Source organism: Bradyrhizobium sp. SZCCHNR2028, from assembly GCF_032380995.1.
Taxonomy (GTDB): domain Bacteria; phylum Pseudomonadota; class Alphaproteobacteria; order Rhizobiales; family Xanthobacteraceae; genus Bradyrhizobium.
Genome location: NZ_JAUHJF010000003.1, coordinates 486,196 through 500,744, shown reverse-complemented (window position 1 = coordinate 500,744; position 14,549 = coordinate 486,196). Strand labels below are relative to the sequence as shown.

At 64.7% G+C, this 14,549-nt stretch carries 11 protein-coding genes; 4 read left to right on the top strand and 7 right to left on the bottom strand.

Features of this window, described 5'->3' with window-relative positions:
* The 3 genes from QX121_RS08280 to QX121_RS08270 form a co-directional block, all read left to right on the top strand.
* On the top strand, positions 1 to 478 hold a 478-nt coding region (locus QX121_RS08280; RefSeq protein WP_315811619.1), incomplete at its 5' end, for a hypothetical protein.
* Positions 479 to 646: 168 nt separating this feature from the next.
* A complete protein-coding gene (locus QX121_RS08275) occupies positions 647 to 1,885 on the top strand; it encodes an efflux RND transporter periplasmic adaptor subunit (protein WP_409998095.1) in 1,239 nt (412 codons plus the stop codon).
* A gap of 42 nt (positions 1,886 to 1,927) precedes the next feature.
* The gene (locus QX121_RS08270) at positions 1,928 to 5,050 is read left to right on the top strand and encodes a CusA/CzcA family heavy metal efflux RND transporter (RefSeq protein ID WP_315779718.1); all 3,123 of its coding nucleotides are present in this window, start codon (positions 1,928 to 1,930) and stop codon (positions 5,048 to 5,050) included.
* Here QX121_RS08270 and QX121_RS08265 read toward each other — a convergent pair.
* From QX121_RS08265 to QX121_RS08235, 7 genes are all read right to left on the bottom strand, one after another.
* Positions 5,047 to 5,748: an ABC transporter ATP-binding protein gene (locus QX121_RS08265; protein WP_315811618.1), complete on the bottom strand. Its 702-nt coding sequence runs from the start codon at positions 5,746 to 5,748 to the stop codon at positions 5,047 to 5,049. The genes QX121_RS08270 and QX121_RS08265 overlap by 4 nt on opposite strands.
* Positions 5,745 to 7,520 carry a branched-chain amino acid ABC transporter ATP-binding protein/permease gene (locus tag QX121_RS08260; RefSeq protein ID WP_315811617.1) on the bottom strand — a complete coding sequence of 592 codons (1,776 nt, stop codon included), beginning with the start codon at positions 7,518 to 7,520 and terminating at the stop codon, positions 5,745 to 5,747. Before QX121_RS08260 ends, QX121_RS08265 begins: the two co-directional genes overlap by 4 nt.
* Positions 7,521 to 7,554: 34 nt before the next feature.
* A complete protein-coding gene (locus QX121_RS08255) occupies positions 7,555 to 8,391 on the bottom strand; it encodes a branched-chain amino acid ABC transporter permease (protein WP_315772549.1) in 837 nt (278 codons plus the stop codon).
* A 62-nt stretch (positions 8,392 to 8,453) separates the two neighbouring features.
* Positions 8,454 to 9,614 (bottom strand): substrate-binding protein, encoded by a 1,161-nt coding sequence (locus tag QX121_RS08250; protein WP_315772551.1) that lies wholly within the window; start codon positions 9,612 to 9,614, stop codon positions 8,454 to 8,456.
* A 49-nt stretch (positions 9,615 to 9,663) separates the two neighbouring features.
* Entirely contained in the window at positions 9,664 to 10,539 is an 876-nt protein-coding gene (locus QX121_RS08245) for a nitrilase family protein (protein ID WP_315757691.1), read from the bottom strand.
* A gap of 240 nt (positions 10,540 to 10,779) precedes the next feature.
* On the bottom strand, positions 10,780 to 11,403 hold the full coding sequence (locus QX121_RS08240) for an ANTAR domain-containing response regulator (protein ID WP_315737327.1): 624 nt from the start codon (positions 11,401 to 11,403) through the stop codon (positions 10,780 to 10,782).
* A gap of 14 nt (positions 11,404 to 11,417) precedes the next feature.
* Positions 11,418 to 12,593 carry a transporter substrate-binding domain-containing protein gene (locus QX121_RS08235; RefSeq protein WP_315811616.1) on the bottom strand — a complete coding sequence of 392 codons (1,176 nt, stop codon included), beginning with the start codon at positions 12,591 to 12,593 and terminating at the stop codon, positions 11,418 to 11,420.
* A gap of 784 nt (positions 12,594 to 13,377) precedes the next feature.
* On the opposite strand from QX121_RS08235, the gene QX121_RS08230 reads away from it, so the two are divergent.
* The gene (locus QX121_RS08230) at positions 13,378 to 14,457 is read left to right on the top strand and encodes an AI-2E family transporter (RefSeq protein WP_315772557.1); all 1,080 of its coding nucleotides are present in this window, start codon (positions 13,378 to 13,380) and stop codon (positions 14,455 to 14,457) included.
* Positions 14,458 to 14,549: the final 92 nt, after the last annotated feature.

Sequence of the window (14,549 nt, the reverse complement as noted above, 5' to 3'; positions counted from 1 at the left end):
ACCATCGCGCAGGGAAGGCCGGGCGTTCTCGGCTGCACCTGTGGTACCTGCCGCCTGCATTTTTTCTCGCAGGCGGGCCGCAGGCGTCAGCCGGCGCCTGGCCTTCCCTGCGCCCTCTTCACGAGAGGGTGAAACGATCGGCAAGACTCGGGCGCATCCGCGCCGCGAGACGACGTCTTCATGTGCGTGTCACAGTCAACGGATCGAAGCTGCAACGGATGATCGCACGATGGACCGTCACCCATCGCAGGGCCTTGAAAACCATGACTCGATTTTTGCGGACACGCGCAACGTTGCGAGCCCGTCCGAGCTGGAACGCAAATCCGGAGCATGGGCGTCAGGCTGGAGTAGGTGCGTACCCGCGGAGGTTGGCCTACAGACCGGCAACACCGTCACGGCGATCCGCCGCGCGCTCGATGCGTCCATGGTGCGTCGCGGTGAAACCGCGATTGCCCGGAACCAGCTGAATGCAGGCTGAACGGCTGTCGTTCAACTTTCAAATTTTTAAAGCAAAACAGAGGCGGGTTGGGCGATTTTTAGGTTGTTTAAAGCTCCAGTTCCGCACTATTAGCGCAACGATGAGACCGCCAGAGCCGGAATCGTCGACCGATAAAGCGAGCCGATCTGACCAGCCATGGCGTCTGACATGAACCCATCTCCGCAGATGCTCAGCACCAAGCGGCTGCTGATCGGCCTTGCTGCCCTGGCGATGGCCGGCGCGGGCGGCTATGGCTACATGCAGTTCCGGTCGGGAACGGCTGCGAAGGACAATATCGAGCTCTCCAGCCAGTCCAAACGCAACGGCACCAGCTTCACGCCATCGGCGGCGGAATGGTCGACGCTGACGATCGAGCCGGTGTGCGAGAAGATATTTCGTGCCGAGCATATTACCGAGGGCAAGGTTGCCGTCGACGAGGATCGTTCGACACCGGTTTTCTCGCCCTATGCCGGCCGTGTCACCAAGCTGCTCGCCCGTCCCGGCGAAACCGTGCGCCAGGGCCAGCCGCTGTTCGTGATCGAGGCCGCCGACACCGTGCAGGCGCAGAACGATTTCATCGCCGCCATCACCGCGATGAACAAGGCGAAGTCTGCCCTCGACCTCGCCGACATCCAGTACAAGCGCGCCAAGGACCTGTTCGAAGGCCGGGCGATCCCGCTGAAGGATTTCCAGCAGGCGGAGGCGACCTCCGTTCAGGCTCAGAATGACATGCGGTCGTCACAAACGGCGCTGGAGGCCGCGCGCAACAAGCTGCGCATCCTCGGCTTCACCGAGGTCGCGATCACCGATTTCCAGAGCAAGGGCGTGATCGATCGCGAGATCACCATCTACTCGCCGATCGCCGGCACGGTCGTGCAGCGCAAGGTCGGCCCTGGACAATATGTCAATTCCGGTGCGAGCGACCCGGTATTCGTGATCGGTGATCTCTCCACCGTCTGGCTGACGGCCTTCGTCCGCGAGAGCGATGCGGCGCTGGTGAACGTCGGCGAGGAGATTCTCGTCAACGTGCTGGCGCTGCCCGGCCGGCCGCTCAAGGCCAGCATCAACTACGTCGCCGCATCGATCGACCCGGCGACCCGGCGGCTCCTGGTCCGCGCCACCATCGACAACAAGGATGGCCAGCTGAAGCCGGAGATGTTCGCCAACGTGACGATCTATTCGCCAGGCGAACAGCCCGCGGTCGCGGTGCCGCGGCAGGCGCTGATCTACGAAGGCAATCAGGTCCGCGTCTGGGTCGCCCGCCCCGACAAGTCGATCGAGTTGCGCAAGATCAAGACCGGCTTGATCAATGGCGATCAGGTCGCGGTCGAAAGCAATCTGAGCGCCGGCGAGCAGATCGTCACCAAGGGCAGCCTGTTCATCGATCGCGCAGCCTCGGGCAGCTGACATGCGCTTCTCCTGCCTGTCTTCCTGAAAGTGCCGATCTGAATGGACCGTCTCGTCGCCATCGCCGTTCAGCGGCGCTTCCTGATGGTCGGAATGTTCGTCGCCGTCCTGATCGGAGGTCTGATCGCATTCCGCCAGCTCAACATCGAGGCCTATCCAGATCCGACCCCGCCGATGGTCGACATCGTGACGCAGAGCCCCGGCCTCTCGGCCGAGGAGATCGAGCGCTACATTACGATCCCGATCGAGACCCAGGTCGCGGGCATCAAGAACCTGCGCACCATCCGCACGATCTCGCTGTACGGCCTGTCCGACGTCAAGCTGCAGTTCTCGTTCGACTACACCTACGATGAAGCCTTGCAGCAGGTGCTGAATCGCCTGTCGCAACTGTCGCCGCTGCCGGGCAACGTCACGCCGCAGATCTCACCGCTCAGCGCGGTCGGCGAAATCTATCGCTATCGCTTGCGCGGTCCGCCGGGCTACAGCGTGCTCGACCTCAAGACCTTGCAGGACTGGGTGCTGCAGCGGCGCTTCCGCGCGGTGCCTGGCGTCATCGACGTCACCGGCTGGGGCGGCAAGACCAAGACTTATGAGATCCAGGTCGACTTCAACAAGCTCGTCGCGAACGGCCTGACCCTGCCGCAGCTCTTGCAGGCGGTCGGCAACTCCAACATCAACGTCGGCGGCAACACGGTCGAGATCGGCACGCAGTCGGCGGTCGTGCGCGGTGTCGGCCTGATCCGCTCGATGGACGACCTCGCCAACACCATGGTGTCGCAGAGCGGCGGCAACCCGGTGCTGGTGAAGGACGTCGCCAACGTCACGGTGGCGGAGAAGCCGCGGCTCGGCATCGCCGGCCTGAACAACAATGACGACATCGTCCAGGGCATCGTGCTGATGCGGCGCGGCGAGCAGAGCTCGCCGACGATCGCCCGCGTCGAGCAACTGGTCGATCAGATCAACAATTCGACGATCCTGCCGCCGGGCGTGCGTATCGAGCGCATCTACGACCGCAAGGACCTGATCGACACCACGACCCACACCGTGCTGCACAACATGGTGGTCGGCATCGGCCTGATCGTGCTGCTGCAGTGGATCTTCCTGGGCAATCTGCGCAGCGCGCTGATCGTCGGCGCCACCATTCCGTTCGCGCTGTTCTTTGCTGTCATCATCCTGGTGCTGCGCGGCGAATCCGCCAACCTGCTGTCGGTCGGTGCGATCGATTTCGGCCTGATCGTCGATGCCACCGTCATCATGGTGGAGGCGATCTTCCGCCGGCTGACGCAGACCACGCCGCTATCGGCAGCCGAGGAGAGCCACATCTCACCGGAAACGATGATGGGCATGAAGGGCCACGCGATCCTGTCGGCCGCGGCGGACGTGTCGCGCTCGATCTTCTTTGCCGCAGCCATCATCATCGCCGCGTTTCTGCCGCTGTTCACGCTCAGCGGCGTCGAGGGCAACATCTTTGGGCCGATGGCGCGCACCTACGCCTATGCGCTCGCCGGCGGTCTGCTCGCGACCTTCACGGTCACGCCCGCGCTCAGTGCGATCATCCTTCCGGCGCATGTCGAGGAGACCGAGACGCGGCTGATGCGGCTGCTGCACGCGATCTATTCGCCGGTGCTGCGCTGGGCTGTCGGCAATCGCAACCTGGTGATGACCGGCGCGATCGGCCTCGTATTGCTGACGGTGGTGGTTGGCCGACTGCTGGGCTTGGAATTCCTGCCCAAGCTGGAGGAGGGCAATCTCTGGATCCGTGCGACCCTGCCGCCGACGATCTCGCTGCAGGAAGGCAACGCCTACGTCAACGAGATGCGCAAGATCATCCGCGCGCGGCCCGAGGTCGATGCGGTGGTCTCGCAGCACGGCCGTCCCGACGACGGCACCGATGCCGCGGGCTTCTTCAATGCCGAGTTCTTCGCGCCGCTGAAGCCGGTCAAGGACTGGCCCGGCACCAAGGACAAGGACCAGCTCACTGCGGAGCTGCTGAAGCAGCTCGACGACCGCTTTCCCGGTGTCGAGTTCAACTTCTCGCAATATCTGCAGGACAACGTCTCGGAAGCCGTGTCCGGCGTGAAGGGCGAGAACTCGATCAAGCTCTATGGCAATGATCTGCAGGCGCTGACGGACACCGCCAACAAGATCAAGCAGGTCCTGTCCACCGTGCAGGGCGTCACCGACCTTGCGGTGTTCACCTCGCTCGGACAGCCGACGGTCCAGATCGACATCGACCGCGCCAAGGCTGCACGCTATGGGCTGGCGCCCGGCGACATCAACGCCACCATCAAGGTCGCGATCGGCGGCGACACTGCGGGCGATCTCTACGAGCCGGGCAGCGACCGGCATTTCCCGATCATCGTCCGTCTGGCGCCGGAATATCGCAAGAGTGCGGAGGCGATCGAGAATTTGCGCATCGGCGCGCAGGGGCCGAACGGCATCACCCAGATTCCGCTGAGCGAGGTCGCGACCATCAAGCTGGTCTCGGGCGCGGCCTATATCTATCGCGAGCAGCAGGAGCGCTATCTGCCGATCAAGTTCTCGGTGCGCGAGCGCGATCTCGGCAGCGCGATCCAGGAGGCGCAGCAGAAGGTCGCCGAGCAGGTGCAGTTGCCGCCGGGCTCACGCGTCGAGTGGGTCGGCGAGTTCGGCAATCTGCAGGACGCAATCAAACGGTTGTCGATCGTGGTGCCGATCAGCCTCGCTCTGATCGGCGTGCTCTTGTGGTTCAATTTCGGCTCGATGGTCGACACGCTGCTGGCGATGAGCGTGATCCCGATGGCGATCTTCGGCGGCGTCGTCGGCCTCGTATTGTCGGGCATTCCGTTCAGCGTGTCGGCCGCGATCGGCTTCATCGCATTGTTCGGCATCGCCGTGATGGACGGCATCATCATCCTGTCGCAGTTCAACCAGCTGATCGACGAGGGCGTCGACCGCATCGAGGCGGTCATCCGCACCGGCGAATTGCAGCTTCGTCCGGTGCTGATGACCTGCGTCGTCGCCGGCATCGGCCTGATGCCGGCCGCGGTGTCGACCGGCATCGGCTCGCAGGTGCAGAAGCCGCTTGCGATCGTCGTGGTCACCGGCATGATGCTGGCGCCGGTGGTCATCCTCATCACGCTGCCGGTCCTGATCTCGCTGTTCTCGCGGCGACGGGTCCGCTAGATGCGCATGTGCTCGTCGATGCGCGCGGCGGAGTCACGATCGACCGCGGCGGCATCGACGATCTCGCCGCGCTTGAACACGAGGTATCTGTCGCTGATCGAAAGCGCGAACGGCAGATGCTGCTCGACCACGATCATCGAGGTGCCGATCTCGCGCCGGATCCGCACCAGCACCTCGGAGAGCCGATCGACGACGGACGGCTGCAGACCTTCCGTGACCTCGTCGAGCAGCAGCACGTCGGGCTTCGCCATCAGCGCGCGGGCAACGATCAGCATCTTCTGCTCGCCGCCGGACAGCGTGCCGGCCCGCTGGCTCAGCCGCTTGGTCAGCACCGGAAACCAGCCGCCGACCTGCTCGAAACGCGCGGTCATGTCATCGTCCGTGAGCACCCCAAGTCTGAGATTGTCGCGCACCGACAGGTCCTGGAACAGCGCATGTTCCTGGGGAACATAGACCAGCCCCATCTTCCGCTTCAGATGCGGCGCCACCCGCGTCACGTCCTTGCCTGCAAGTTTCACTCGGCCGCGCCAGGCCGGCAGGAAGCCGACGATGGCCTTGAGCAGCGAGGTCTTGCCCATGCCGTTCTTGCCGACGATGGCAAGCGTCTCGGCCTTTGCCAGTGCAAAGCCGACATTGCTGATGACCTCCGACGAGCCATAGCCGCTCGCCAGCTCGGTGACTTCCAGCGTCGCGCTCATGCCGTGGCCTCCGCATGCGGCGCGTGCTGGCCGGTATATATCTCGCGCACCAGATCGCTGTTCACGACCTCGTCGACCGAGCCGTCGAGTGCGAGGCGGCCCTGGTGCAGCACGATGATGCGCGAGGAGATCTCGCGGACAAAATCGAGATCGTGCTCGACCAGGAGAATGCAGAGCCGGTCGCGACGGGCGAGGGCGGTGAGGATGTCGGCGAAGCTCTGCCGTTCCGCGCGCGTCAGTCCGGCGGTTGGCTCATCCAGCAGCAGCACGTCGGGCTCGAGCGACAGCACCATCGCGAGCTCGAGTGCCTGCTTGAGCCCGTGGCTCAGATTGCGCGCTTCCTCATCGAGGCGCTCGCTGAGCCCGGAGCGTTCGACGACCGACATGGCGGCAGGCGGCAGCGCCAGCGTCACCGCGCGCGACGTCATTGCAGGAGGATCAGCATGTGTCCGCGCGACGCGCAGGCACTCGGCGACGGTCAGCGTCTCGAACACCGAAGCCGTCTGGAACTTGCGCCCGAGACCAAAACGGACGACGCGATCCGGCGGCAGTCGCGCAATGTCACGGCCGGCGATCGCGACGTCGCCGGTCGAGCGCTCGCGGCCGTCGGAGAGGCAACGGATTAAGGTGGTCTTGCCGGCCCCGTTGGGACCGACGAGGCTCAGCAATTCGCCGCGATATGCCGTGAACTGCACGCCGTCCAGCACTGCGAGACTGCCATAGTGCTTGCCGAGTGCACGAACTTCGATAGCAACGGCGTCCGGATGGCTGACGGCCGTGGCGGCGGTGGCCGGGCGCAGCGTCGTCGCAGTGCTCCGTCCCGAACCACCGCGCTTGAACAGGCGCATCACAGCGCCGAGCAGGCCGTCGGGGAAGACAAGGATCACGATGATCAGCGCAAGCCCGACGATCAGCTCCCACACATAGGGGAGGCTATTGGCAAGGTAGGCGCTCGCCACCTCGATGCAAAGCGCGCCGATCACCGGACCGATCACGGTGCCGCGGCCGCCGAGCGCGACCATGATCACGAGGTTAGTGCCGAAAGTGAAGCTGGCGTTCTCGGGCGCGGCGACGGCGCCGAAGCCCGCGTAGAAGAAGCCGGCGAGCGCAGACACGATCGCGGACAGCACGAGCACGATGATGCGCAGCCGCGAGGTGTCGATGCCGAGATAGGTGCAGCGCGCGTCGTTGTCGCGCAGCGCTGCAAGCAGGCGCCCGGTGTCGCTGCGCATCAGGATGAGCGCCAGCACGGCCGAGGCAAGCAGCCCGAGGCCGGCGAGGCGCAGCCAGGTGTCGATCTCCAGATCGAAGCTCTCGAAGCCGACGAGGCCGCTGGACGAGCCGGTGAAGGTGCCGCCGGAATAGAGGATCTGCACCAGCACGATCGGCACCACCAGAGAGATCACCGAGGCGTAGAGCGGTGTCGAGCCGGGATAGAACGATAGCCAGCCGGTGAAGGCAGCCACCGCCGCAGCGACGGCAACCGCGGCGGCGATCGCTGCACACACCTGCCAGGTGCCGAAGCCATATTCGGTGAACATGATTGCGAGCGCATAGGCGCCGATGCCGAAGAACGCGGACTGGCCGAAGGTCAGCGTGCCGCAATAGCCCCACATGATGTCGACGGTAATGGCGGCGATGGCGACGAAGCAGGCACGCACCAGGATGTTCACGAGGTAGGTATCGAGCAGCAGCGGCGCGATGACGATCACGCCGGCCGCGATGGCCACGAGCACCACCGGGACGATCATGCGCGGCATCGCACGGCTCATTGCAGGCGTCTCGGGAGAGGCGAGGGGGCGCGCATCAGGCACGGGCAAAACCCTCCGGGCGGATCCGCAGCACGATGGCAGCGCAGATCGCAATGGTCAGCCCGCCAAGGATGGGGTTGACGAAGGTGGAGACGAGAACCTGCAACGTCCCGAGCACGGCACAGGAGCCGGCCAGTGCCAGCAGCGAGCCGCCGGACACCATGACCAGCATGAACGCGCCGATCAGCCAGGGCACGCCCATGTTCGGATCGACGCTCGACAGCGGCGTGATCAGCGCGCCCGAAAGCGCAGCGAGCCCGCTGCCGAGCGCGAAGGTGATGAGCCTGACGCGCGAGGAATCGACGCCGAGGCCCTGCGCCAGCATTTCGTTCATGATCACGGCCTTGGTCGACAGGCCGAGCCGCGTCCCGTTGAGCAGGGCGGTGAACAGCAGGCCGACAATAATGGCCGCGACGATCATCACCAGCCGGTAGGCCGAATAGTCCGCCCCGAACAGATGGATCGTGCCTGAGATTGGCGCCTGCACGAACTGGACCTCGCGGCCGAACATCAACGTAATGAGCTGTCCGAGCACGATTCCGAGTCCCCAGGTGGCGAGGATCGCATCGAGCGGGCGCTTGTAGAGACGCCGCACGATCACGACCTCGGTGACCCCGCCGCAGACGGCGCCGGCAGCAAAGGCAAGCGGCAGGATCAGGAACCAGGGCAGGTTCAACTGCGTGCCGACCAGCGCGGCATAGGCGCCGACGGTGAGAAAGGCGGCATGGGCGAAATTGATGATCTTCATGACGCCGAACACGATCAGCAGACCGGCGGCGATGATGAAGAGCATGGCGGCCGTCGTGACGGCATCAAGGGCGACGGTCAGCATGGTCATTTCCAGTCGAGAGGTGCGAGGCGGACTACGGTCCGCCTCGCCGTCATCATACGCGATCAGGACTTGCCCGGGCACTGCGCGCCGGGATCGACGTTCTGGAAGCTCTGGATCACCTTCACGCTGCCGTCGGCCTGGACCTGGCCGAGATACATCGTCAGCGGCGCATGGCGCTGCTTGTCCATCTTGATCGTGCCGCGCGGGCCGTCGACCGAGACCTCGGCCAACGCCTTCAGGACCTTGTCCTGGTCGGTGCTGCCGGCCTTCTCGACCGCCGCCTTGTAGGCGTAGACCGCCTCATATTCCGGGACCGAGAGATCGTTCGGCGTCTTGAGCTCGGCGCCGAACTTCTTGGCCATCGCCGCCAGGAACGTCTTGTTGGCGGGCGTGTCGATGCCGGTCACGTAGGAGGCGGAGAGGAAGATGCCGGCGGCATCAGCGCCCATGCCCTTGGCGGTGCCCTCGTCGACGGCGAGGTTGCCGTAAGGCAGATTCACGCCGGCGGCGCGCAGCTGCTTGGTCAGTGTCACGTTTGGCGCGCCGCCCGCGGTCGAGGTGATCAGCGCGTCCGCACCCGATGCCTTGAGCTTGGAGATGATCGACGTCCAGTCGGAGCCATCCATCGGCAGATATTCCTCGCCGACCACCTTGCCGCCGGTCTTCTCGATGTAGCTCTTGGTGAAGCCGAGCATGCCGCGGCCGAAGGCGTAGTCGGAGCCGATCAGGAAATAGTTCTTCGCCTTCTTCTCCTTGTTGAAGTAGTCGACGATCGGCGGCACCTGCTGGTCCGGCACCCAGGCGTTGACATACAGATAGGGGCTGCAGGACTTGCCCTCGTAGAACGAGGTGTAGATGTAGGGCGTCTTGCCGCGGGCGACGATCGGCAGGCCGGCATTGCGGGCCGCGCTGGTCTCCATCGAGATCAGCACGTTGACCTTCTTCTGGAAGATCAGGGCGTCGAATGCCTTCTGCGCGCCGGCGGCGCCCGAGGCGTCATCGGCGACCTCGAGCGCGAGCTTGCGGCCGAGCACGCCGCCCTTGGCGTTGATCTCCTCAACTGCGAGCTCGGCCGACTGCACCACCGAGGGAGCGACGACGGAGTTGGCGCCGGACAGGCCGACGGGGACGCCGATCTTGATCGGATCGGCGGCCAAAGCAGGGGAGAGTGCCGTCGCCGCAAGGGCGAGCGCCAGCGAGGTGGTGATCAAACGCGACGTCATCGATTGTCCTCCGTGAATGGTCGAAAGCTGAAAAGTCGTTGTGAAGCAGTCAGTACCAACCCCGTTTGACCTCGCTGCCGAGCATCTCGTCATAGACGTCGGAGCGGCGGTCGCGCAGGACCTGGTTGAAGGCGTTCCAGTTGCGGGCGCGGCGGGCCTCGCCGAGCGCGACGTCGGCAATCACGATCTCCTCCTTATCGCGGCTCGCGGGGCCGGCGACGGGCCAGCCGGTGTAGCTGACGATCAGGCTCTGGCCCTCGAACGGCTGGCCGCGCTCGACACCGACGCGGTCAGCGCAGGCGATGAAGATCGAGTTGGAATGCGCCGCCGCCATCGCCAGAATGTTGGCCATGGCCTCGCGGCCCGGCGCCTGGCCGGGGATCGGAACCCAGTTCGTCGGCACGCAGACGATATCGGCGCCCTGCAGCGCGTTGAGGCGATAGCTTTCCGGGAACCAGCCATCGTAGCAGATCGCCATGCCGATGCGGCCGATCTCGGTATGGTAGACGGGGAAGCCGAGATTGCCGGGCTCGAAATACAGGTTCTCCTCGTTCCACAGGTGTACCTTGCGGAACGTGCCGATGTAGCCCTTCGGCCCGATCAGCACCGCGCTGTTGTAGAGCTTTGCGCCGTCGCGCTCGCAGATCCCGGCCACGAGATGCAGGCCGTGCTCGGCCGCGATCTCGCTCCAGGCCGTCACGGCGGGACCGCCAGGGATAGTCTCGGAGGCGGCGAAGGCCTCTTCGCGCGACTTGAACACGTAGCCGGAGGAGGCGAGCTCGGGCAGCACCACGAGCTTGGCGCCTTGCGCCACCGCCTGTTGGATCAGATCGAGGCTGTGGGCGAGGTTGGTTGCCAACTCGCCGACCATCGGCTGCATCTGGATGCAGGCGATCCGCACTTTGCTGTCGTCATCCGTCGTCAAGGCACGAGTCTCCGTTGCGTTCGCGAGGTCCGCGCGCGCCAAACAAAAAGCCCCCGACTGCGCCTTGCGGCGCAATGCGAGGGCTGCATAGCCTGATGTGAAATGGCCGACCGGCCATTGGCGGACATCCGATGTCCGCGATGGCCTCAAGTAATTCCCATGCTTGATACGAAGTCAACGCCATCGGCTGCAAAAATTTCGGGCCGCGGCTGCCCAACGCATGAGCGCGGAAACACCCGCTCAGCGCGAGGCCGGCGCATCCAGCACCCCCAGTCCTCCGAGCGTCTCCTGTGCATTGATGATGGAGATTGCGATGTCGGCCATGGCGACGCGCTTCTGCGTCGCCTGCGCGCGGATCAGCTCGTAAGCCTCGACCTCGCCGACCTGCTTCAGCCCCATCAGGATCTTGACCGCCTTGTCGACGTCGCGCCGCGCCTTCAAGGTCTCCTCCAGCTTCTGCACCTTGCCCTCGAGCCGCCGCGTATAGCCGCGCAGCGAGCGCGCCAGCACCAGCGACGACAGGATGCCGAACGAGCGGATCGGCTTGTTGACGACGCCATGCGCGTTACTGTCGAGCAGTCGCTTCAGGATGGTCGGGTTCTCGTAGTCGACGATGGCGATGAAGGTGAGGGGATGATCGCTGGTGCCTTCCGGAAAGATCATCTCCTCCGAGGTCTCGATCAGCTGGAACACCGTGTCGATGTCGTGCGGGATCGCGGCCGGCGGCGGCCATACGCCGCGCACGTTGCAACCGATGCGCTTGAGCTGGTCGATCAGCGCGTCCCCCTCGGCGTCGCGTGGATGGATCACCAGCACGCGGGCGCCGCGCAGCTCCTCGATGAGGCGGCGCACGCCGGGCTTCATGCGGTCATCCGGCCTCATGCCGACAGCGCCTCTTCGCTCAGCCAGCGGCCGCCGATCGGCGACACCGAAAGATAGGGATCGGGCTTGATCGGGCTCTTGCTCTCCCAGACGATGTCGAACTGGCCGTCGGCGCGCACGCGTCCGATCCGCGGCGTCACCCAGACATGGTTATTGTCGGGATCGATCCGGATCGGTCCCTCCGGCGCATCGAGGCTGAGGCCGAGCGCAGCTTCCACCAGCTTCTGGGTGTCGAGGCTGCCCGCCTGCGCCAGCGCCAGCGCGAACAGCTTGATCTGCGCATAGGCCGAGGCGCTCCACATGCTGACCGGCTTGTCGGGGCCGAAGGCGGCGGCGAACGCCGCCTTGAAGCGGTCGTTGCTGTCGCGCGCGAGCGTACCGAAATAGCTCGCCGCGGTGAGGTGACCCGCGCAGTATTCGGCGCCGATGGCGCGGACCTCGCCTTCAGCCATTGTGAGACTGGCGATGGGCAGCCGCTTCGGATCGAAGCCCGCCTGTGCATACATCCGGTAGAAGCGCTGCGCGGTACGGCCGACGATGGTCGAGAACACCACGTCGGGCGCGGCGTTCCTGATGGAGTCGAGCCCGCGTGCGAGTTCGGCGTCTCCAGCCTCCATCGTCACATATTGCTCGCCGACGACGCGGCCGGCATAGGACTCGACGAGGTCGCGCATGATGCGGTTGGATTCGCGCGGATAGATGTAGTCCGATCCGATCAGATAGACGCGCGGGCCGTGCTTGCGCACGATGTATTCGGCGAGCTGGAACGCGTTCTGGTTCGGCGCCGGTCCCGTGTAGATCACGTTCGGCGAATATTCAAAACCCTCGTAGAGCGACGGATACCAGAGCAGGCCGTTGCGGCGTTCGATCGCCGGCAGCACCGCCTTGCGCTCGGCCGAGGTCGAGCAGCCGAAGATCACGGAAGCGCCGTCCTCGGTGAGCAGGCGGTCGGCGAGCTTGCGGAACGTTTCCGGCTGCGAGCCTGGATCATAGGCGATGACCTCGATCTCGCGGCCGAGCACGCCGCCGTCCCGGTTGATCTCCTGGATCGCCAGCGCGGTGCCGAAGAAGTGCTCGGACTCCGTGACCTCCATCAGGCCGCTGCGCGAGAACAGCACGCCGACGCGCCAGACATCCTTGTCGGATGATTTTGCGGCCGGTCTCGTCGTCATCATCATGCCTCCAGGTCAACGGGCCGGTCGGGCCGGCTCGGAAGCGCGGACTATTGCGGCTCGCCGTGCGGTTGGCAACCGGGGGCGGGGCCGCAGGCGGGGATCCCGATCAGGCAAGCCGCAGTATCGCCGCGACGCCAGGGCGTCCGGATCATGTGGCAGGCGGGCCCTTGTGAACCGATGAGGGCGCAGGGAATGCCGGGCGCTGGCCGCACCCATGGCCCGCCTGCAGAAAAAAAGCAGGCGGCAGTCACCACAGGTCAGCCGAGACATCCCGGCATTCCCTGCGCGGAGGTTTTAACGCTTATACGCGATCTCCCCGGGGACCGGCTTGATTGACCCCGTCGATCGCAGAGCTCATCAGGACTCCGCAACCTCCAGCCTCAGCACCGGGAGGCCAGGACCACGCGATTTCACGTCCGCAAGGCCATCGTTCGTCCGCACACATGATGCGCGCCGATGCCCTCGCGTCCACCGCATTGCCGGTCCAACGTCTCGTGACGACGCGTACGCCCCTCATCCGGACCGGAACGCGGATCTTATACGCCTGATTTGCTGATTTTCAGAAGCGCTTTATTTTTCGAGCAGGCTCTTGAAATCGGCGTTGTTGCTGGAACGGCAGACAAATTCGGCGTTCTGGAGCATGTTTTCGCCGGCAATGTCGCGTCGTGGCAGGGGCCAAAGTCGAATTCGAACGTTGACCATCTCGCGACCAAGCGGCAAACCGTCCGCTGTGGATGAAGGAACGGGTCCAAGTCATGGTCCCGTCCGCTAGGAAAGCCAGATGCGTAGCCTCGAAGACCGAGCCCTGCTTCTCTTGCTCGTCGCGATATCGCTGATGTTCGGGTGGATCCTGCTGCCGTTCTACGGCGCGGTTCTGTGGGGCGTCATCGGCGTCATCGTCTTCGTTCCGCTGCACCGCTGGTTGGCGCGGTCGATGCACGGCCGACACGGCCTGGCGGCGGCCGTCGTGGTGTTGATGTTCGTCGTGATCGTCATCCTTCCGCTGTCGCTGATCGGGGCGTCGCTGGCGCAGGAGGCCTCCGGAGTCTACAAACAGATGCAGTCCGGTCAGCTCGACATTGGACAGTACTTCCAGAAGATGCTGGCCGCGCTTCCGACATGGGTGGTCGATCTGCTCAATCGCTTCGGACTCGGCAGCCTCGCCGGAATGAAGGGCAAGCTGTCGGCCGTCCTGCTGAAGGGCAGCGAGGTCATTGCGAGCCAGGCGCTCGTGATCGGACAGGGTACGTTCGAAGTCTTCGTCAATCTGTTCATCATGGTCTATCTGCTGTTCTTCCTGCTGCGTGACGAAGAGACGCTATCGGAGCGCATCAAGAGCGCCATTCCGCTGCGCCCGGAGCAACGCGATGCGCTGCTGCGGAAGTTCACCGTGGTCATCCGCGCGACGGTGAAGGGCAGTCTGCTCGTCGCTCTGGCGCAAGGCGCGCTGGGCGGCCTGATGTTCTGGTTCCTCGGCATCAACGCGCCCCTGCTGTGGGCAGTCGTGATGGCCTTCCTGTCCTTGCTTCCGGCAGTGGGAGCGGGCCTCGTCTGGTTTCCGGTCGCGCTCTATCTCCTTGCCATCGGATCGATCTGGCAGGGTGTGGTCCTGATCGCCTATGGCGCCCTCGTCATCGGTCTCGTCGACAATGTCCTGCGTCCGATCCTGGTCGGACAGGACACCAAGATGCCCGACTATGTGGTGCTGATTTCGACATTGGGCGGGATCGAGGCATTCGGCCTCAACGGGTTCGTCATCGGGCCGGTGATCGCGGCAATGTTCATCGCGATCTGGGACATCTTCTCGACCTCGCGCTGTGAGAGGGCCTTGGCGCCGGATGCCACGCGCGGGACGGGATGAGGGGAACGCGGTGCACAATGTGGAGCGCGCATTTCATCGGGCGGATTAACGGATCGTAACCCGTCCTCTCCTAGCCATGAGGCGTTCGACGG

Bases quoted from the DNA above. Each gene is read 5' to 3' on its own strand.
- QX121_RS08275 (WP_409998095.1), top strand. From the start codon at position 647: ATGAACCCATCTCCGCAGATGCTCAGCACCAAGCGGCTGCTGATCGGC.
- QX121_RS08270 (WP_315779718.1), top strand. From the start codon at position 1,928: ATGGACCGTCTCGTCGCCATCGCCGTTCAGCGGCGCTTCCTGATGGTC.
- QX121_RS08265 (WP_315811618.1), bottom strand. From the start codon at position 5,748: ATGAGCGCGACGCTGGAAGTCACCGAGCTGGCGAGCGGCTATGGCTCG.
- QX121_RS08260 (WP_315811617.1), bottom strand. From the start codon at position 7,520: ATGAGCCGTGCGATGCCGCGCATGATCGTCCCGGTGGTGCTCGTGGCC.
- QX121_RS08255 (WP_315772549.1), bottom strand. From the start codon at position 8,391: ATGCTGACCGTCGCCCTTGATGCCGTCACGACGGCCGCCATGCTCTTC.
- QX121_RS08250 (WP_315772551.1), bottom strand. From the start codon at position 9,614: ATGACGTCGCGTTTGATCACCACCTCGCTGGCGCTCGCCCTTGCGGCG.
- QX121_RS08240 (WP_315737327.1), bottom strand. From the start codon at position 11,403: ATGAAGCCCGGCGTGCGCCGCCTCATCGAGGAGCTGCGCGGCGCCCGC.
- QX121_RS08235 (WP_315811616.1), bottom strand. From the start codon at position 12,593: ATGACGACGAGACCGGCCGCAAAATCATCCGACAAGGATGTCTGGCGC.
- QX121_RS08230 (WP_315772557.1), top strand. From the start codon at position 13,378: ATGCGTAGCCTCGAAGACCGAGCCCTGCTTCTCTTGCTCGTCGCGATA.